Origin of the sequence: Nocardia coubleae NBRC 108252 (assembly GCF_001612805.1) — a bacterium.
Taxonomy (GTDB): Bacteria; Actinomycetota; Actinomycetes; order Mycobacteriales; family Mycobacteriaceae; genus Nocardia; species Nocardia coubleae.
Map to the genome: position 1 here is coordinate 57,940 of NZ_BDBD01000009.1, position 17,856 is coordinate 75,795.

Annotated in this window: 21 protein-coding genes and 1 pseudogene; 12 read left to right on the forward strand and 10 right to left on the reverse strand. The window is 69.3% G+C overall.

Features of this window, described 5'->3' with window-relative positions; translation table 11 throughout:
* Positions 1-22: 22 nt before the first annotated feature.
* Entirely contained in the window at positions 23-880 is an 858-nt protein-coding gene (locus NCO8_RS07715) for a glycine betaine ABC transporter substrate-binding protein (RefSeq protein WP_067637658.1), read from the reverse strand.
* Between the two features lie 193 nt (positions 881-1,073).
* On the opposite strand from NCO8_RS07715, the gene NCO8_RS07720 reads away from it, so the two are divergent.
* Positions 1,074-1,994, forward strand: a complete 921-nt coding sequence (locus NCO8_RS07720; protein WP_245655275.1) for an ABC transporter substrate-binding protein — start codon at positions 1,074-1,076, stop codon at positions 1,992-1,994.
* A gap of 5 nt (positions 1,995-1,999) precedes the next feature.
* Here NCO8_RS07720 and NCO8_RS07725 read toward each other — a convergent pair whose 3' ends face one another.
* The 5 genes from NCO8_RS07725 to NCO8_RS07745 form a co-directional block, all read right to left on the reverse strand.
* Positions 2,000-2,209 (reverse strand): hypothetical protein, encoded by a 210-nt coding sequence (locus tag NCO8_RS07725; RefSeq protein ID WP_067637662.1) that lies wholly within the window; start codon positions 2,207-2,209, stop codon positions 2,000-2,002.
* 85 nt (positions 2,210-2,294) lie between these two features.
* The gene (locus NCO8_RS07730; RefSeq protein ID WP_067637664.1) at positions 2,295-3,515 is read right to left on the reverse strand and encodes an NAD(P)-dependent malic enzyme; all 1,221 of its coding nucleotides are present in this window, start codon (positions 3,513-3,515) and stop codon (positions 2,295-2,297) included.
* Positions 3,516-3,942: 427 nt separating this feature from the next.
* Positions 3,943-5,481 carry an FAD-binding protein gene (locus tag NCO8_RS07735; RefSeq protein ID WP_067637667.1) on the reverse strand — a complete coding sequence of 513 codons (1,539 nt, stop codon included), beginning with the start codon at positions 5,479-5,481 and terminating at the stop codon, positions 3,943-3,945.
* Positions 5,482-5,532: 51 nt separating this feature from the next.
* A complete protein-coding gene (locus NCO8_RS07740) occupies positions 5,533-5,799 on the reverse strand; it encodes a hypothetical protein (RefSeq protein ID WP_067637669.1) in 267 nt (88 codons plus the stop codon).
* Complete coding sequence (locus NCO8_RS07745; RefSeq protein ID WP_067637671.1) at positions 5,796-6,650, reverse strand: PHP domain-containing protein; 855 nt, start codon at positions 6,648-6,650, stop codon at positions 5,796-5,798. The genes NCO8_RS07740 and NCO8_RS07745 overlap by 4 nt, the downstream gene beginning before the upstream one ends.
* 65 nt (positions 6,651-6,715) lie before the next feature.
* Here NCO8_RS07745 and NCO8_RS07750 point away from each other — a divergent pair, with 65 nt between their 5' ends.
* Positions 6,716-7,795: a magnesium and cobalt transport protein CorA gene (locus NCO8_RS07750; RefSeq protein ID WP_067637673.1), complete on the forward strand. Its 1,080-nt coding sequence runs from the start codon at positions 6,716-6,718 to the stop codon at positions 7,793-7,795.
* Here the strand turns inward: NCO8_RS07750 and NCO8_RS07755 are convergent.
* The 3 genes from NCO8_RS07755 to NCO8_RS07765 are packed head-to-tail and all read right to left on the reverse strand — an operon-like array spanning position 7,792 to position 9,841.
* Entirely contained in the window at positions 7,792-8,373 is a 582-nt protein-coding gene (locus NCO8_RS07755; RefSeq protein WP_084456740.1) for a suppressor of fused domain protein, read from the reverse strand. The genes NCO8_RS07750 and NCO8_RS07755 overlap by 4 nt on opposite strands.
* 4 nt (positions 8,374-8,377) lie before the next feature.
* Entirely contained in the window at positions 8,378-8,872 is a 495-nt protein-coding gene (locus tag NCO8_RS07760) for a YflT domain-containing protein (protein WP_067486041.1), read from the reverse strand.
* Between the two features lie 12 nt (positions 8,873-8,884).
* Complete coding sequence (locus NCO8_RS07765; protein WP_067637676.1) at positions 8,885-9,841, reverse strand: HpcH/HpaI aldolase/citrate lyase family protein; 957 nt, start codon at positions 9,839-9,841, stop codon at positions 8,885-8,887.
* Between the two features lie 32 nt (positions 9,842-9,873).
* On the opposite strand from NCO8_RS07765, the gene NCO8_RS07770 reads away from it, so the two are divergent.
* The 9 genes and pseudogenes from NCO8_RS07770 to NCO8_RS33000 form a co-directional block, all read left to right on the forward strand.
* On the forward strand, positions 9,874-11,187 hold the full coding sequence (locus NCO8_RS07770) for a magnesium transporter MgtE N-terminal domain-containing protein (protein ID WP_067637678.1): 1,314 nt from the start codon (positions 9,874-9,876) through the stop codon (positions 11,185-11,187).
* A gap of 46 nt (positions 11,188-11,233) precedes the next feature.
* The gene (locus NCO8_RS07775) at positions 11,234-11,797 is read left to right on the forward strand and encodes a DUF1003 domain-containing protein (protein ID WP_067486036.1); all 564 of its coding nucleotides are present in this window, start codon (positions 11,234-11,236) and stop codon (positions 11,795-11,797) included.
* 118 nt (positions 11,798-11,915) lie between these two features.
* Positions 11,916-13,301 (forward strand): lytic transglycosylase domain-containing protein, encoded by a 1,386-nt coding sequence (locus NCO8_RS32730; protein WP_067637680.1) that lies wholly within the window; start codon positions 11,916-11,918, stop codon positions 13,299-13,301.
* A 66-nt stretch (positions 13,302-13,367) separates the two neighbouring features.
* Positions 13,368-14,228: a lytic transglycosylase domain-containing protein gene (locus NCO8_RS07785; protein ID WP_067637682.1), complete on the forward strand. Its 861-nt coding sequence runs from the start codon at positions 13,368-13,370 to the stop codon at positions 14,226-14,228.
* Positions 14,229-14,279: 51 nt separating this feature from the next.
* Complete coding sequence (locus tag NCO8_RS07790) at positions 14,280-15,416, forward strand: Mrp/NBP35 family ATP-binding protein (protein WP_067637684.1); 1,137 nt, start codon at positions 14,280-14,282, stop codon at positions 15,414-15,416.
* A gap of 50 nt (positions 15,417-15,466) precedes the next feature.
* Positions 15,467-15,787 carry a DivIVA domain-containing protein gene (locus NCO8_RS07795; protein WP_067637686.1) on the forward strand — a complete coding sequence of 107 codons (321 nt, stop codon included), beginning with the start codon at positions 15,467-15,469 and terminating at the stop codon, positions 15,785-15,787.
* A complete protein-coding gene (locus tag NCO8_RS07800) occupies positions 15,784-16,416 on the forward strand; it encodes a DNA-3-methyladenine glycosylase I (RefSeq protein WP_067637687.1) in 633 nt (210 codons plus the stop codon). The genes NCO8_RS07795 and NCO8_RS07800 overlap by 4 nt, the downstream gene beginning before the upstream one ends.
* An 82-nt stretch (positions 16,417-16,498) precedes the next feature.
* Positions 16,499-16,666 carry a DUF3117 domain-containing protein gene (locus NCO8_RS30510; protein ID WP_011211259.1) on the forward strand — a complete coding sequence of 56 codons (168 nt, stop codon included), beginning with the start codon at positions 16,499-16,501 and terminating at the stop codon, positions 16,664-16,666.
* Positions 16,667-16,692: 26 nt separating this feature from the next.
* Positions 16,693-16,788, forward strand: a pseudogene (locus NCO8_RS33000) (putative RNA methyltransferase); the annotation flags it as partial.
* A gap of 167 nt (positions 16,789-16,955) precedes the next feature.
* Here the strand turns inward: NCO8_RS33000 and NCO8_RS07805 are convergent.
* Positions 16,956-17,198 (reverse strand): hypothetical protein, encoded by a 243-nt coding sequence (locus NCO8_RS07805; protein ID WP_067637689.1) that lies wholly within the window; start codon positions 17,196-17,198, stop codon positions 16,956-16,958.
* Between the two features lie 49 nt (positions 17,199-17,247).
* Between NCO8_RS07805 and NCO8_RS07810 the strand changes: the two genes are divergently transcribed.
* A complete protein-coding gene (locus NCO8_RS07810; protein WP_067637691.1) occupies positions 17,248-17,811 on the forward strand; it encodes a class I SAM-dependent methyltransferase in 564 nt (187 codons plus the stop codon).
* Positions 17,812-17,856: the final 45 nt, after the last annotated feature.

The following is a 17,856-nucleotide window of genomic DNA, read 5'->3' on the forward strand; positions in this document are numbered from 1 at the left end:
CAGTGCCAATAGTCGATCCGGCTCAGAGACCGTGCGCGTTCAACCATTCGCGCGCGACATCGGCGGGCGCTGTCCCACTCTCGACCTGTCCGAGCAACTCGACCAGACCCTCGGTGGTCAGCTCGCCCGCCACGTAATTGAGCTTCTTCAGCCGCACACGGTCGAAGATGCCCGAGCGGAACAGCGCGAGGACGTTCTGCGCGCGCAGGTCGTAATTCTTGTCGTCGAGGACCACGAAATCCTCGGTCGCCGTGACCGGACCCGACAGCACGGCGACCTGGACGTCCCCGTGGCGCAAGGCTTCGAACAGTTGCGCCGAGGACGGATAACGCACCGTCGCGGCGAAGGAACAGCCCTCGATGCGTGGGGGTTCGGTGGGCGCGAACCCGGGCACCTCGACGAAGCCCGCCGTGGCGTTCGCGCACGTCAACGCGTCGACGGTGCGCACGTTGTCGCGGGCGGCGGTCTCCTGGGTAACCAGCAGTCGCGCGCGCAGGTCGGTGCCGTCGGCGGCATCCGACAGCGAAAGTCCCTGCGGCAGTGCCGCATTCACGGCCGCGCCGACGTCGTCGGGCTTGCGGGTCGGCGACGACGGATTCCATCGATCGAGCAGGGCGCCGTTGCGCGCGGGCAGGACGGCGATCCGCCCGGCGTCCAGATCCGCCACGGGCGCGGCGGACTCGGCGGCGACGGCCGTTTCCATACCCGTGCGAGCCAGGGCCTGGGCGTAGATCTCGGCGAGCACCCTCGCTTCGGCCGAACCGTCGGCGCCGACCGTCACCACCGGGTCCGGTTCGTCACCGGCACAGGACGCGAGGGCGAAAACGCAGGTGGCGGCCACCAACACGGCCGCGCTCCGCCGCAGGGCGCCCGAGATCATCCGCCGACACCAACTTCCTGTCTTTGCCGTCAACCCCCGCAATTCGCCGCGACGCGGGGCAATATGAACACCCAGAATGTACCTGCGGCGTCCGCGCCGCACGCACAGTGCACTGCCCGCCTTTGCCGGAAGGACTCCAGTGAGAACCTCTGCACACCGACAATGTCGACCGGCACACCGCATGGTGGTGCGGATGGGCCGGATTCTGGCCGCCGCGGTGGCATTGGCCGCCGCCATGGTGGTGGCCTCGTGCGCCGACTCCGAGCAGCAGATGGCCCACGGCGATTGCGCCAGCGACGAATTGATCATCGGCTCGGCCGATTTCCCCGAGTCCGAGACCGTGGCGACCATCTACACCGAGGTGTTGCGGATCAACGGTTTCAAGGTGGCGACGAAATTCGATTTCGGAAATCGTGAGGCGTATCTGCCCGCCGTCCGCCGATGCGTCATCTCACTGGTCCCCGAATACACCGGAAACCTGCTGCGGTACTTGAACAAAGACGCGACCGCGACCACCCCGGCCGAGGTGGATACCGCGCTGAGCAGCGCGCTCGGCGAAGACCTCGCCATCGCCACCCCCGCCCCCGGTCAGAATTCCGACGCGGTCGTCGTCACCCGGGCCACCGCGCAGCGCTGGAACCTCACCACCATCGCCGACCTCGCACCCCATTCGGCCGAGGCGACCTTTGCCGCCAAACCCGAATTCGCCGACCGCCCCGGCGGCCTACCCGGTTTACGCGAGAACTACGGCCTCGATATCAGCGCCCAGAATTTCGTCGCCATCGCCGACGAACCGGAGACCGTACGTGCCCTGACCGACGGTCGGGTCACCGCCGCCGATATCTACACGACCTCGCCGGCGATCATCCAGAACGACCTCGTGGTCCTCACCGATCCCAAGAACAATTTCGCCGCCCAGAATGTGGTGCCGCTCTTCCACGCCGCCAAGAAGACCGACAAAGCCGTCGCGGTCCTCGACGCGGTGTCGGCCGAACTCACCACCGCGGAACTGATTTCCCTCAACACCGCCGTCTCCGGCGCCGCCAAGATCGAACCCAAGGCCGCCGCCCTCGCCTGGCTCACCGCCCGCGGCCTCGACACCCCGATCGCCTAGTCCATTCAGTCGTCGCCGAGCAGCGCACGCAGATGCGGATCGTCGGCGAGCACATCCCGCATCCGCGCCCGTTCACGAGTCCGCTGGGCCTGGGCGTGAATCCAGTCCTGCACCGCCTGCACGACGGCCACGTTCACCGGGATGCCGTCGGCCTCGGCCGCGTCGGCCAGCTGGGCTTCGACCTCATCGGGGAGCTGCACGGTGATCGTCTTCATCACCTCATGATCCCACCGTGCACAGGTAGACGACGGCGGCCCCGCTCCTAGGGGAGCGGGGCCGCTGTCGGTTGTGCGTTGCCGATCAGGCGACGCCCTCGCGGCGCGCGGCCTCGGCCACGGCTTCGGCGACGGCGGGAGCCACGCGCGGGTCGAGCGGGCTCGGGATGATGCGGTCGACGGCCAGTTCGTCGGCGACGACGTTGAAGATGGCGTCGGCGGCGGCGACCTTCATGCCCTCGGTGATGCGGCGAGCGCCCGCGTCCAGCGCACCCTTGAAGACGCCGGGGAAGGCGAGGACGTTGTTGATCTGGTTCGGGAAGTCGCTGCGGCCGGTGGCCACGATGGCGGCGTACTTGGCGGCCACCTCGGGGTGGATCTCCGGGTCGGGGTTCGACATGGCGAACACGATCGACTCGGGGGCCATCGAGGCGATGAGCTCCTCGGGGATGGTGCCCGCGGACAGGCCGAGGAACACATCCGCGCCGGCCAGCGCGTCGGCGGCGCCACCGGTCAGGCCGCGGGGGTTGCTGCGGGCGGCCAGGTCGGCCTTCACGCCGTTGAGGCCGTCACGACCGATGCTCACGATGCCCTTGGAGTCGAGCACGACCACATCTGGAACGCCCGCGGCCAGCAGGATGTTGGCGCACGCCACACCCGCGGCGCCGGCGCCGGAGACGACGACCTTGAGCGCCGACATGTCGCGGCCCTGCTGCGCGGCGGCACCCTTGAGCGCGGCGAGCACCACGATGGCGGTGCCGTGCTGGTCGTCGTGCATGACGGGGCAGTCAAGCGCCTCGATGACGCGGCGCTCGATCTCGAAGCAGCGCGGCGCCGAGATGTCTTCCAGGTTCACCGCACCGAAGCTGGGGCGCAGGCGGATCAGGGTCTCGACGATCTCGTCGGGATCGGTGGTGTCGAGCACCAGCGGGATCGAGTTGAGGCCGGCGAACTTCTTGAACAGCGCCGCCTTGCCCTCCATCACGGGCAGCGAGGCGCGCGGGCCGATGTCGCCGAGGCCGAGCACGGCGGTGCCGTCGCTGACGACAACGACGAGGCGATCGGTCCAGGTGTAGGTCTTGGTGAGGGCGGGGTCCTCGGCGATCGCGCGGCTCACCTGGGCGACGCCCGGGGTGTAGGCGATCGACAGGTCGCGCTGGGTTTCGAGCGGCGCGCTGAGCTCGACCGACAGTTTGCCGCCGAGGTGACCGGCGAAGATCTCCTCGTTGGTGATAGCAGCGAGGCTGGCTGCGTCATCGGCCTGGGGCGCCGCGGTGGCATTCGGTGCGTCAGTCACAGGTGACACGATTTCACTCCTGCTCGAGTCGGGCTCAACCGGGGGACGGTTACCGCCGGGTTTTTCTGAAAGCCGGGTTTATCTGGAATACGGGATACATGACGCTCATCGGGTGCGCGGCCGCCCGCGTTTCCGGACGGAACCGGATGCGGGGCGCGACACTGAACCGCGGAGCGGAGCCGGACGGGTGGTCCGGGCGAGCAAACGGGTCGACCTTCGGCCACGACGGTGCGTCGCGAGGCGGACGGTCTCCAAAATCCCCGAACCCGGCGGTGGCAAGGGAAGGGAATTCGCACCATTCTGCCAGCCCGGTCGACCGGTTGCCAAACCGGTGCGGCGTGTCAACGAGCTGGGCGTCATCCGTCGAGCGTAGCCGTGTCGAATTGCCGTGGAGTTAGCGAAAACTCGCAGCACCGGTGCGGTCGCCGGTGAACAGTCACACCGTGACGGTGGTGTTCGCGGTGAGCTCGCCGCCGCGCGGGTCGGGCCGCTGCTCCGGGCGCACCCAGACCTCGTCGAGCCCACCACAGCGCAATCTGAGCCGCCACTCGGCCAGCACATCGGGGTGGTCGATGCGCCGGTGGATGCCACGGCTCTCGGTGCGGGCGAGGGCGCTGTGCCCGGCCCACCGGGCGACGGCGAGCAGGGCGGCGGCCTCGCGGGCGCGCAATCGCTCGGCACCGGTGCCGCCGAGCTCGAACCGGGCGCCGGGCCACATGGCGTCGAGTTCGGCGATGCTGTCGGTGAGGCTGTCGGCGCTGCGCCGGAAGCTGCGGCGCAGCGGCAGGGTGTGTTCCTGGACGAGTCCGATCACCGAGCGCGGGTCGATGTGGGCGTGTGGACCGAGTCCGGCGCCGGGTGCGGGCGGCAGGGCGACATCGTCACGGAAGGCGGTGGCCGCGCGGGCGGCTCCCTCCCCCGCCCAGCTACCCGAGGCGAGCGCCCAGGCACCACGCAACCCGCCCGAGCACCCTGCTGCCCCGGCGACGACCTCACGACCGGCGACACCGCCCGCGGCGAACAGCCCGGGCACGGTGGTCGCGCAGTCGGCGCCGGTGAGGGCCAGCCCGCCGGAGCCGCGCACGGTGCCGTCGAGCACCGCGCGCACCGGCACCCGGCCCGCCGCGTCGACCGCGCCTTGCCTGCGCAGCCAGTGCCCGACCACCTCGGGCACGTCGTCGAGCGCGGCGAAGACCCGCCTGCCGTCGGCGATGGCGGCCAGCGCCGCGGACGTGCGTCCCGGGAGCTCGGCCCCGGATTCGTCGTAGAACGTGGCGAAACGCACCGCGAGCCCACTGGCGATCGTGCGATGCGGGTGCACCCGGGCGAGCACCGGGGCAAGGACATAGGCGCTGGAGAATTCCATGCCCGACAGCTCGGCACCGGCCTCCGCCGCCATCAGCAGGCCGTCGCCGGTGTTCACCTCGGTGCCCGCGCCGCCGGACCCGAACGCACAGCCGCCGGTGGCCACGACCACCGCACCCGCGTGAATCGTCCAGCGCTGAAAGTTGTTGTGCCGCCGCACCCCTGCGGCGCCGACCACCCGTCCCGAGCGATCGACGAGCAGGTGCAGGGCGGGGTGGTGATCGAGGATGCGCACACCGGCCTCGAGCGCGCCGCGACGCAGTCGGCGCAGGTAACTCGCACCGTCGAACCGGATCCGTCGTGGGTCGGTGACCTGCCTGCCCGACCAGTTCCGCAGCCGCTCGTGCGCCTCGTCGATGACGCGGTGCAGCCAGGCAGGGTCACCGAGACCGCCGCCGCGTACCAGCGCGCGCTCCACGGCTTCGGCCCGCGCCTGACCAGGCGGAATGTCCCACACCGTCGTCGCGCCGTAGACACCCGGCCCGCTCGAACCGCAGCGGCCCTTGTCGACCAGCACCACCCGCGCCCCGTGCGCGGCCGCGGAGACGGCGGCCCAGAGCCCGGCGGGTCCGCCGCCGAGAATCAGAACATCCGTCTCCAGGTTGCCCATACAGAGAGATATTCGGGCACAGTTCACCCTTCCGCAACCATTAGCGGACTGTCATCCCCACCACTGTGTCCACAGCAGGGCGCCGGTCATCACGAACACGACCGCCGACCCGGCCAGAGCCGCCACCCCGCGCCGCCGATCCGCGACGATCTGCGCCCCGACGACGACCACCGTCACCAGTACATGCCACGTCAGGGATTCGCCTCCCGGCCCGGGAAAGTCGCGGCGCGCACCGATCAGCGCGGCACCGACGACCACACACAGCAGCGCGACGACACCGCCCGCCACCACACCGCTCAGCGCCCGGACCGCCGTCACGAGGAGATCACCGGAACCCCGCTCGCCTTGCTGATCAATACCTCGAACTGTTCCGGATCGGTGCGGCAGGCGCCGATCTCGATGGTCTTGTTGCTGCCGTGGTAGTCCGACGACCCGGTACGCACCAGGCCGAGCTCGCCGGACAGCTCGGTGAGGACCGCGCGATCGGCGTCGCTGTGATCGGGATGGTCGATCTCGAGGCCGGTGAGACCGAGCCCGGCCAGCTTCCTGATCTCGTCGAGCGCGAGCAGCCTGCCGCGTTTGCGGGCCCGCACGTGGGCGAGCACGCTCACCCCGCCCGCGTCGGCGATCAGCTGCACCGCGCGCGGCAACGGCGTGTCCACTTTCTCCGCGTAGTACGGCCCGTGCGGGGCGAGCAGGTCGACGAACGCGGCGTCGACACTGGCCACCACACCCGCCGCGACCAGGGCCCGCGCCAGATGCGGACGCCCCGCGGCCGGTCCGGCACCGGCCAGCACGGCCTCGGGATCGATCGGCAGCCCGTCGGCCACCATCAACTCCGCCATGGCGCGTACCCGCGCGATGCGCTCGGCCCGCAATCGTTCACGTTCCTCGGCGAAACCGCGGTCGGCCGGGTCGAACAGGTAGGCCAGCAGGTGCACCGGAACGGGAAAACCGTCCTCCCCCATGCCGGTACACGACATCTCCATCCCGCGTACCAGGGTGAGTCCCGGCGGACGCGCCGCTTCGGCCTCGGCCCACCCGCCGGTGGTGTCGTGGTCGGTGATCGCGACGACGTCGAGCCCGGACGCGGCGGCGTGGCGAACCAGTTCGGCCGGGGTGTCGGTGCCGTCGGAGGCGGTGGAATGGGTATGCAGGTCGATGCGCACACACTCAGTCTTACAGTGCGGTGTCGGCCGGTGTGCGGCCGTCGACCTGCCCGTAACATCCGGATGTGCCTTCCTTCCCGTCACTGCCGAACTTTCACAAGACGGGTCGTGCCGCGGCGACCGCGCGGCCACGGGTACCGGTGCCGACCGCACGCGCCATCGTCGACTGCGGTGTCTATGTCGACGGCAAGCGGTTACCCGGCCGCTTCACCCCGCAGCAGGCGCTGGCGGAGGCGCGCGGCACCGACTCGGGTTTCGTCTGGGTCGGCCTGCACGATCCCGACGAGACGCAGATGAACGACATCGCCCAGATCTTCGGACTGCATCCGCTGGCGGTCGAGGACGCCGTGGTCGGGCGTCAGCGTCCCAAGCTGGAACGCTACGACGACACGCTGTTCCTGGTGATGCGCACGGTCAGCTACGTGGAACACGATATGCACGCCATCAGCGAGATCGTGGAGACCGGCGACATCATGGTCTTCACCGGCCCGCATTTCGCGATCACCGTTCGCCACGGGGAGCACACCGGCCTGTCGGGCGTGCGAAGGGCACTCGAGGGTCATCCCGATCAGCTGCGGATGGGTCCGCCCTCGGTGTTGCACGCCGTGGCCGATCACGTGGTCGATTCCTACGTGGAGACAACCGAATCCATCGAGGAAGACGTCAACGAGATGGAGGAGGCGGTGTTCACGCCGAACTCCAAGGTTGGCATCGAATCGATCTACCAGCTCAAACGCGAGGTCGTCGAGCTGCGCCGGGCAGTGTCGCCGCTGGGCGTTCCGCTGGAGCGGTTGGTGAACAACCAGGACTTGCCGGTGCCGACCGAATTCCGGCGCTACATGCGCGATGTGGCCGACCACCATGTCAGCGTCAACGAACAGATCGCCTACTTCGACGAGGCGCTGAGCAGCCTGGTCAACGCCGCGCTCGCCAAGATCAGCGTTCAGCAGAACACCGATATGCGCAAGATCTCGGCGTATGCGGCCATGGCGGCGGTGCCGACCATGATCGCCGGTGTGTACGGCATGAACTTCGACTACATGTGGGAACTGCACCAGCGGTGGGCTTATCCGGCGGTGGTCGCGCTGATGGTTGTGCTGTGCGCGTTGCTGTTCCGCAGTTTCCGCCGCAACAAGTGGCTCTAGAGGTTCACCGCACCGCGTCCGGGATCGCGCACGTCGATACCCGCCTCGGCCCACGCGTCCCGCAAGGCCTGCGCGCCGCGCACCCGCACCCAGGCGGCCTCGGTGGCGGTCACCGGGGTGACGCTGAGGTAGCGCACCGGTTCGGCCGGTTCGGGCAGCACGATCTCGGGCACCTCGCTCTCGCCGAGCAGCACCGCGGTGAAAGGCCCGTTGTGCCACAACGGTTCACCGAGATCGAGCAGCGCATCGGCTTGCAGCACAACGCCTTCCACCGACGGCGTGGCGACGAGCACGCCCAGTGAACGAACCAGGCCCGCCTGCGGCCCGGCGGCGGCCAGCAGGGTGAGCACGAGTTCGGCGCGGGGGCCACGAACCGGATCGGCGAGCAGGTCGGCCGGATCGCCCATCGGATGACGCGACCCGCCGAGTGTCGCGTAGTGCACCACACCGTCACCGGGGATGCGCAGGATCTCGATCGGTTCCAGCCCGAGGAACGTCACCGACGCGGAGTCCACACCGGCGCGCTCGACCTCGTAGTGGTCCAGCACCGCGGTGCGGACCGAATTCACCACATCCATTGCGTCACAGCGCCAATCGGGCCAGCATGTCGCGGGCGCGTTCGGCGGTCTTCGGATCGCACAGCACGTCGTAGCGACCGGCGACCAACTGCATGGTCGACGCGAAGTCGCGCTGCCCCTTGGTCGCCGCGTAGGGAATCGACGTGGTGATGACACCGAACACGATGCCGCCGAGCAGACCGACGACCAGCGGACCGAGCGCCCCACCGGTGGTGGTGAACAGGCTCAGCAGCAGGCCGAGGAACAGGCCGAGCCAGGCGCCCGACACCACACCACCGCCGATGACCTTGCCCCAGGTGAGCCGGTACAGCACCCGCTCCACCTGCATCAGGTCGACGCCGACGATGGTCACGTCCTGCACCGGGAACTGGTTGTCGGCCAGGTAATCGACCGCGCGCTGCGCCTCGGCGTAGGTCGGATACGACCCGACCGGCCAGCCCGACGGCGGCGTCGGCAACGCCTGCCGCCCGCGGTTCGAGTTGCCCAAGGGATTCGTCATAGTCCCATTCTGCTATTCCTGGCCGGGTTGTGGCGGAGTGAAACGGGTGGTCCTGCTCATTCCGGCGGCGCGGCCCTTCTCGGCTATGACCTGTGCCATCTTGGCGGAGGCCTCGTCGATCATCTCATTGCCGAGCATCACCGCGCCACGAGCACCGCCGGCGGCCGAGGTGTGGAAGGCGTAGGCCTCGAGGATCAACTCGGCGCGGTCGTAGTCCTCCTGGCGCGGGCTGAAGATCTCGTTGGCCGCGTCGATCTGGTCCGGGTGCAGCACCCATTTGCCGTCGAAGCCGAGCGCGGCGGTGCGCGCGGCGGCCCGGCGGAAGCCGTCGACATCGCGAACCTGCAGGTAGGGGCCGTCGATGGCCTGCAGGCCGTGGGCGCGGGCGGTGAGCAGGATGGTCATCAGGATGTGGTGGTAGGCATCGCCGGTGTCGTAGCCGGGCGGCTGTTCGCCGACGACGAGGGTGCGCATATTCAGGCTCGCCATGAAATCGGCGGGACCGAAGACCAGGGCCTGCACACGGGGGCTTGCGGTGGCGATCTCATCGATATTGCGTAATCCCATAGCGTTTTCGAGCTGCGGTTCGATGCCGATGCGCCCGACCTCGAGCCCGCATACCTTCTCCAGCTGGGTCAGCAGCAGATCCAGCGCGCGCACCTGGCCCGCGTCGGTGACCTTGGGCAGCAGGATCGCGTCGAGCTCGCGGCCCGCGCCTTCCACCACCGTGATGACGTCGGCGTAGGTCCATTCGGTCGTCCAGTCGTTGACCCGCACCACCCGCAGCTGCTCGCCCCAGCCCGGTTCGTGCAGGGCGGCCACGATATTGGCGCGCGCCGACACCTTCGCCTCGGGCGCGACCGCGTCCTCCAGATCGAGGAAGACCTCGTCGACCGGCAGTCCCATCGCCTTGTGGATCATCTTCTGGCTACTGCCTGGCACGGCGAGCACCGAACGGCGGGGCTTCATGGGAGCACGCTCCTTACTACTAGCCTGAGGTCATGGCAACCACCAGGGTGTACGTCGCCCGGCTCGCCGGCCTGACAGTGCTGGGTCCGGACGGGGAGTCTATCGGCCGGGTCCGGGACGTGGTCGTCGCCGTCCGGTTCGGGCGGCAACCGCCGCGCGTGCACGGCCTGGTCGTCGAGTTGCCCACGCGCCGAAGGATTTTCGTGCCGATGCTGCGGGTCACCGCGATCGAGCCGGGCGTGGTGACGCTCAATACCGGAACCGTGAGCCTGCGCCGGTTCGCCCAGCGCGCGGGCGAATTGCTCGCGCTGGCCCAGATCGTCGACACCCGGGTGCACGTGCACGACCCGGACCTGCCGGACCTGGAGGACGTCGACGTGTTCGTCGCCGATCTGGGCATCGAGCAGACCCGCACCAGGGACTGGGTGGTCGGCCGGGTCGCGGTGCGCGGGCACCGGCGGATCGGGCGCAGGCGGACGGTGCACGTGGTCGACTGGTCGTCGGTGAGCGGCCTGACACCGGCCGCCGTCGGCAGGCCGGGCCAGGACGTCACCGCGCTGCTCGCCCAATTCGAGGGACTGCGCGCCGCCGACGTGGCCAACCGGTTGCGCGAGCTGCCCGAGAAGCGCCGCGTGGAGGTGGCGATCGCCCTGGACGACGAACGCCTCGCCGATGTGGTGCAGGAACTGCCCGACGACGACCAGGTCGACCTGCTCGGCCACCTCGAGGTCCGCCGGGCCGCCGACGTGCTCGAGGCCATGGACCCCGACGACGCGGCCGACCTGCTCGGCGAACTGCCGGAGAGCGAAGCCGAATCGCTGCTGGCCCTGATGGACCCGGAGGAGTCCGAACCGGTGCGCCGGTTGCTCGCCCACTCCCCCGACACCGCGGGTGGCCTGATGACCACCAAACCGGTCGTCCTCAGTCCGTCGACCACGGTCGCCGAGGCGCTCGCCCGTGTCCGCGATCCCGATCTCACCCCGGCCCTGGCCTCTATGGTCTTCGTCGTCCGCCCGCCCACGGCCACCCCGACCGGGAGCTACCTGGGCTGCGTGCACATCCAGCACCTGTTGCGCGAGCCCCCTGCGCATCTGGTGGGCGGCATGGTCGACACCGATCTGGCCGCCCTGACCCCCGAGCTGCCACTCTCGGCGGTCACCCGCTACTTCGCCACCTACAACCTGGTCTGCGGGCCGGTGATCGACGACGAGAACCACCTGCTCGGCGCGGTCACCGTCGACGACGTGCTCGACCATCTGCTGCCCGAGGACTGGCGCGAGGAGGAAACCCCGCCGCTCGAACAGACCGAGCCGACACCGATCGACACCGACGGGAGATCGGCATGAGAGGTCAGCGCCTCGAGGCATCAGCGGAGCAGCCGAAAGGACACGCGTGAGCGAGAAGAACCTGGCCAGGCAGCGGCTGGAGACACCGGGCGGTACCCGGCTGCGTTTCGACTGGGACTCCGAGGCGTTCGCGCGCAGCAGCGAGCGGGTCGCCCGGTTCCTCGGCACCGGGCGTTATCTGGCGATCCAGACCATCATCGTCATCGTCTGGATCCTGCTCAATGTCTTCGTGGTGGCGCTGCGCTGGGACCCGTACCCGTTCATCCTGCTCAACCTGGCCTTCTCCACCCAGGCGGCCTACGCGGCGCCGCTGATCCTGCTCGCCCAGAACCGGCAGGACAACCGCGACAAGGTCTCGCTCGAGGAGGACCGCACCCGGGCCGCGCAGACCAAGGCCGACACCGAGTTCCTCGCCCGTGAGCTGGCGGCGCTTCGCCTGGCCGTCGGCGATGTCGCCACCCGCGACTACCTCCGGCGCGAACTGGAAGAGATCAAGGAAATGCTCGACGGCGCGCCGAAGACGGAGACGAAGCGAAAAGGCGCCCGCAAGAAAACCTCCGGTCAAACGCCGTCTTCGCCCCCGGTTTCGCCTGGTGCTCCAGATGAGTAACCGGAAATGCTCTGTAAGTACCTGACCGATGGGTAACCTGGATCACGTTGTTCCGGGCGGGCCGGAGGGGGGACTCTGCGGCGCCGCTGCTTCGACGTAAAGGGTTGGTGTGGCCGCAATGCGAATCTCTGCTCCGATAACTATGTCGGCCCTTGTCGTCGCGGGACTCGTCGCGTCGGGGTCGGCCGCGCACTCGTCGAACCCGAGCACCGCGCCGAGCGCGCCGGAGGCCTTGCTCGCCGCGAACAAGAGCTCCACCGACCACAAGCCCGAGAGCGATCCGTCCGAAATCGTCGGCCTGCTACCGGTGACCCAGGAGGCGCCGCGCAAACTGCGCGCGCTGAGCCCCTCGGCCAACAGCCTGGCCCCCTTCGCCGGAACCGTACCGCTGCAATCGATTTCACTACCGCCCGGCAGCGGCACGCTCGGCATTCCCGAGATCGTGCTCGCCGCCTACCGCAATGCCGAACTGGCCATGCAGACCGCACAGCCCGGCTGCGGGCTCACCTGGAACCTTTTGGCGGGCATCGGCCGCATCGAATCCGGGCACGCCAGCAGCGGGCGAACCGACGCCGCGGGCACCACGACCACACCCATCTTCGGACCCGCGCTCGACGGCACCCTGCCGGGTAACGAGATCATCAAGGAGGCCGACGGCGGCTTCGTCCGCGCCGTCGGGCCCATGCAGTTCCTGCCGAGCACCTGGGCGCACTACTCGGCCGACGGCAACGGCGACGGCACGGCCGACCCGCACAATGTCTTCGACGCCGCCCTCGGCGCGGCCAAGTACCTGTGCTCAGGCGGGCTGAACCTGCGCGACGCGGCCCAGGAACTGCGTGCCGTCCTGCGCTACAACAACTCGATGTCGTACGCGGCCAATGTGCTCAGCTGGTCGGCGGCCTACCGCACCGGCGGTGCGCCGAGCCAGGTGTCGATCTCGCCCGACATCGTGCCGCCCGGCAGCGCGCCGACCGTCGCGCCGAACGTGCTCGCGGCCGACGCACCCGTCACGGCGGCACCGCCGTCGACGACGAACCAATTGCCGCCCAACACACCGAAGGTCACCACGCCGACCCAGGTGATGATCACGCTGCCCGGCTTGCCACCGATTCCCTGCGGCATCTTCTGCCCCGCGCCCGTCGCACCCGCCCCCGAGGTGTGTGTGAACGAGCCGCTGCCCGCGCAGATGCCCAACCCCATCGCGCCCGCGCCGCAGACGTTCGGTGCCGAGGTGCAACTGAATCCGGCACCACAGGATCCGGCCGCCGCTCCCCCGCAGCCCGGTGAGCGCACCGAGCAGGCCGCGTGCGCCCCCGCCGAACAACCCGCGCCCGCCGAGGCACCGGCGCCCGCACCGGCCGAACCGCAGAAGACGCCGGAGCCGGGCATCGCGCCCACCGAGGAGCCCGCACCGCCCGCCGCTCCGGCGCCGGCACCGCAGCCCGCAATCACGTTGCCGTTCAACATCGTTATCCCGCTGCCGCCCGCCCCGCCGGCCTCCTAGAAATCAAACCGAAATTCAGATCACGGAGGGGTAACAAAAAGGTCTCGGGTGCGGTAATCTCGGCTCATGGGTCGTCATCGTAAACAGCCTGCAACGACGGTTCGACGTAGTTCGATCATCGCGCTCACCGGCTTGGTTCCGGCCGGCCTCGTGGCCGTCACCGCCGCCGCCACCGACACGACCACCGCCGAAATGGCGGCCGTGGAGCACGATCTGCCCGAACTCGACACCGAGACCGGCCCCGAGTTCGCCGCCGCACCGCAGGCCGAGGTCGCCGAGGTCGTCCACGCCGAGGCCAAGCAGTCGCGGTCGGCCACCCCCGAGGTGAAAACCGTTGCGCTGTCCGGCGATCGGGTCGCCTCCGACCTGCCCGCCGGGCCGCTCGGCATCCCCGGCATCGCGGTGGCCGCCTACCAGAACGCCGAACAGCAACTGGCGGTGGAGAATCCGCACTGCGGCATGTCGTGGTCGCTGCTGGCGGGCATCGGCCGCGTCGAATCCACCCATGCCTTCGGCAAAGCCGACGCCGACGGCAACCCGATCAAAGCCGTCTACGGTCCCGTTCTCGACGGCAGCCTGTCGGGCAACAACGTCATCCACGACAGCGACGGCGGCACCCTCGACGGCATCGGTGGCTACGACCGCGCCATCGGCCCCATGCAGTTCCTGCCCGAAACCTGGGAGCGCTACGCCGCCGACGGCAACGCCGACGGCATCGCCGACCCGCAGAACCTCTACGACGCCGCCCTCACCGCGGGCAAGTACCTCTGCGACGGCGGCCTGAACATGCGCGACCTGTCCCAGCAGTCCAAGGCGATCCTGCGCTACAACAACTCCATGGCCTACGTCGCCAATGTGATGGCATGGTCGGGCTCCTACTCCAGCGGCCTCGCCCCCAAGCCGCAAGACCTCCCGCGCATCCACTGAGCACGCGCCCCACACCCGGCCGGGAAACCGGTGCAGCCTAATATCGGACATATGGCAGTGATTACGGAAGCGGATGTGCGGGCGGCGCTCGCGAAGGTCGACGATCCGGAGATCCGCAAGCCGATCACCGAGCTCGGCATGGTCAAGAGCATCGCCCTCGCCGACAGCGGCGACGTGCACGTGGAGGTGTACCTCACCACCTCGGGCTGCCCGCTGCGCACCGAGATCATCCAGCGCGTCACCAAGGCCGTCGCCGACGTGCCGGGTGCCGGCGCGGTGACCGTCGATCTCGACGTGATGAGCGACGAACAGCGCACCGAGCTGCGCAAATCGCTGCGCGGCGACTCCGCCGAGCCGGTGATCCCGTTCGCCCAGCCCGGTTCGCTCACCCGCGTGTACGCGGTGGCCTCGGGCAAGGGTGGCGTCGGCAAGTCCAGCGTCACCGCCAACCTGGCCGTCGCCCTTGCCGAGCGCGGGCTGTCGGTGGGCGTGCTCGACGCCGACATCTACGGTCACTCCATCCCGCGCATGCTCGGCACCGACGCCAAGCCCACCCAGGTGGAGCGGATGATCATGCCGCCCATCGCCCACGACGTGAAGATGATCTCGATCGCGCAGTTCACCCAGGGCAACACGCCCGTGGTGTGGCGAGGTCCGATGCTGCACCGCGCGCTGCAGCAGTTCCTCGCCGACGTGTTCTGGGGCGACCTGGACGTGCTGCTGCTCGACCTGCCGCCCGGCACCGGCGACGTGGCCATCTCCATCGCCCAGCTGATCCCGAGCGCCGAGATCCTGGTCGTCACCACCCCGCAGATCGCCGCCGCCGAGGTGGCCGAACGCGCGGGTGCCATCGCCCTGCAGACCCGTCAGCGGATCGCGGGCGTCGTCGAGAACATGTCCTGGCTGGACCTGCCCGACGGTTCGCGCATGGAGCTCTACGGTTCCGGCGGCGGCCAGGTGGTCGCCGACCGCCTTACCCGTGCCGTCGGCTCGACCGTCCCGCTGCTCGGCCAAATCCCGATCGAGCAGGCCCTGCGCGAAGGTGGCGACGCGGGTACCCCGATCGTGCTCTCCGATCCGGAGAATCCGGCCGCCGTCGCCCTGCGCGGCGTCGCCGACAAGCTCGCGGTCCGCAAGCGCGGCCTGGCGGGGATGTCGCTCGGCATCGACACCACCCGCCACCTCTGACCGCTCCCGCTGATGCGGGACTTGTCGGTGGGTTTGCCTAGTCTGGGAGCATGCTGACGCTGCTTCTGTATGTGCTCATCGTCGGGTTGGTCGCGGCGATGTTGTTTCTCGTCGCCAGTGCGGTGTTCGGCCGGTCGGAGGAGCTCGGGCCGTTGCCGCAGGGCACCACCGCTACCGTGTTGCCCGCCGAGGGCGTCACGGGGGCGGATGTGCGGGCGTTACGGTTTCAGCAGGTCGTGCGCGGCTACAAGGCCGGTGAGGTCGACTGGGCGTTGGGGCGGTTGGCCGAGCGCATCGACGAACTCGAGTTCGAGTTGGCGCAGATGCGGCAGTGGCAGGCGCAGATGGCAGCGGGCCAGGAGCACCGGTGAGCGAGTTCGTCGACGACGGGCTGGTCCGCTGCGACTGGGCGACCGGCTCCCAGCTCTACCGCGATTACCACGACCACGAATGGGGCAAGGCCCTCCACGGCGACGATGCCATGTTCGAGCGGCTGTGCCTCGAGGCGTTCCAATCGGGCCTGTCCTGGATCACCATCCTCCGCAAGCGCCCGGCCTTCCGCGCCGCCTTCGCGGGCTTCGAGATCGCCAAGGTCGCCGAATTCGACGACACCGACCGGGCCCGGCTGCTCGCCGACGCCGGGATCGTCCGCAACCGCGCGAAAATCGACGCGGCCATCGCGAACGCCCGGGTTGCTCGCGACCTGCCGATCGGCCTCGACGAGCTGGTGTGGTCGTTCGCACCCGAGCCACGCCCGAGGCCCGCGACCATCGCGGATGTGCCCGCCACCACACCCGAATCCATTGCTCTGGCAAAGGAATTGAAGCGCCGCGGCTTCGCTTTCGTCGGCCCGACCACGGCCTACGCACTGATGCAGGCGACCGGCATGGTGGACGATCACCTGGCCGTTTGCTGGGTGCAAGCCGTACCGAAAGGAACCGACTCCGGAGTCAGATTTGCTACTCAGGTGTCCGCCCGAGTCGGCAATAGGGAAGAATAGGACCGGTGTGGCCCGCCGAACACCCGGCGGACCAGAGAACAGTAGTGCGCACTCCACCGCGCAGATCTGGAGGGAGCAGAGGATGGCGGCCATGAAGCCCCGTACCGGGGACGGTCCCCTCGAGGCAACCAAGGAAGGTCGTGGAATCGTCATGCGGGTTCCACTCGAGGGTGGCGGGCGTTTGGTCGTCGAACTCACACCGGACGAGGCAGCGGCCCTCGGTGACGAACTGAAGAGCGTCACCAGCTGACAGCCCTGACCGAGATCGCCGCACTCCTGGCCTGCCCGGAGTGCGGCGACACCCTGCAGCCCGGCGCAGGCGCATTGCGGTGTGGCAACCGGCACAGCTTCGACATCGCCCGCCAGGGTTACGTCGGCCTGCTCACCGGCGCCTCGACGAAAATGACCGGCGACACCGCCACCATGCTCGACGCCCGCGCGGCATTCCAGAGTGCGGGCCACTTCGCGCCCATCGCGAATGCCGTCGCCCAAGCTTTCCGCTCCGCGCACTCGGCTGGACACACGCCGTCCGCGGCTCGTTACTTCGACACGCTGGGCAATGTGCGGCCGCAAGGCACGCCCACGGTGCCGAGCAGCACCGCATCGCCCAGCAGCGCCGCATCGCCGAACGACCCCACATCGCCCAGCAGCGCCGCATCGCCGAACGACCCCACATCGCCCAGCAGCGCCGCATCGCCGAACGACCCCACATCGCCCAGCAGCGCCGCATCGCCGAACGGCTCCGCATCGCTGAACGGCGCCGCATCGCCGAACTGCCCCATATCGCCGGACCGCCCCGCATCGCCGGCCGACGCCGGATCGCTGGGTGCGGTGCTGGAGATCGGGGCCGGTACCGGGTACTACCTGGGCGAGGTCCTCGACGCGCATCCGGGTCTCCTGGGCATCGCGCTCGATGTCGCAAAGCCTGCTGCTCGTCGCGCGGCTCGTGCGCATCCGCGGCTCGCGTCGATCCTGGCCGACGCCTGGCGTGGGCTGCCGATCCGCGATGGCGCTCTCACCGGGGTCTTGTCGGTCTTCGCGCCGCGCAACCCCGGCGAAGTCGCGCGTGTGCTCGCGCCCGGCGGACGGTTCGTCGTCGTCACGCCCACCCCACGGCATCTGGGCGAGTTGATCGAGCCGCTGGGTATGGTCCGCGTCGACCCCGACAAGGAGCGTCGGCTCGATGACGCGCTGTCGGGGACTTTCACCCGTATCGATCACGCCGTGGTCGAATTTCCCATGAAACTGTCGCGTGGCGACGTGACCAATGTGGTCGCTATGGGCCCGTCTGCCTTCCACACCACCGCCGGGGACGACCCACGCATCGCCGGTCTTGCCGACATCACCGAGGTCACCGCTTCGGTCACCGTTGCGCGGTACGCACCTGTCGGCTGAGCGCGGACAACACCTCGGTGTTTTGTGCACCAGGGAGGTGTTGGG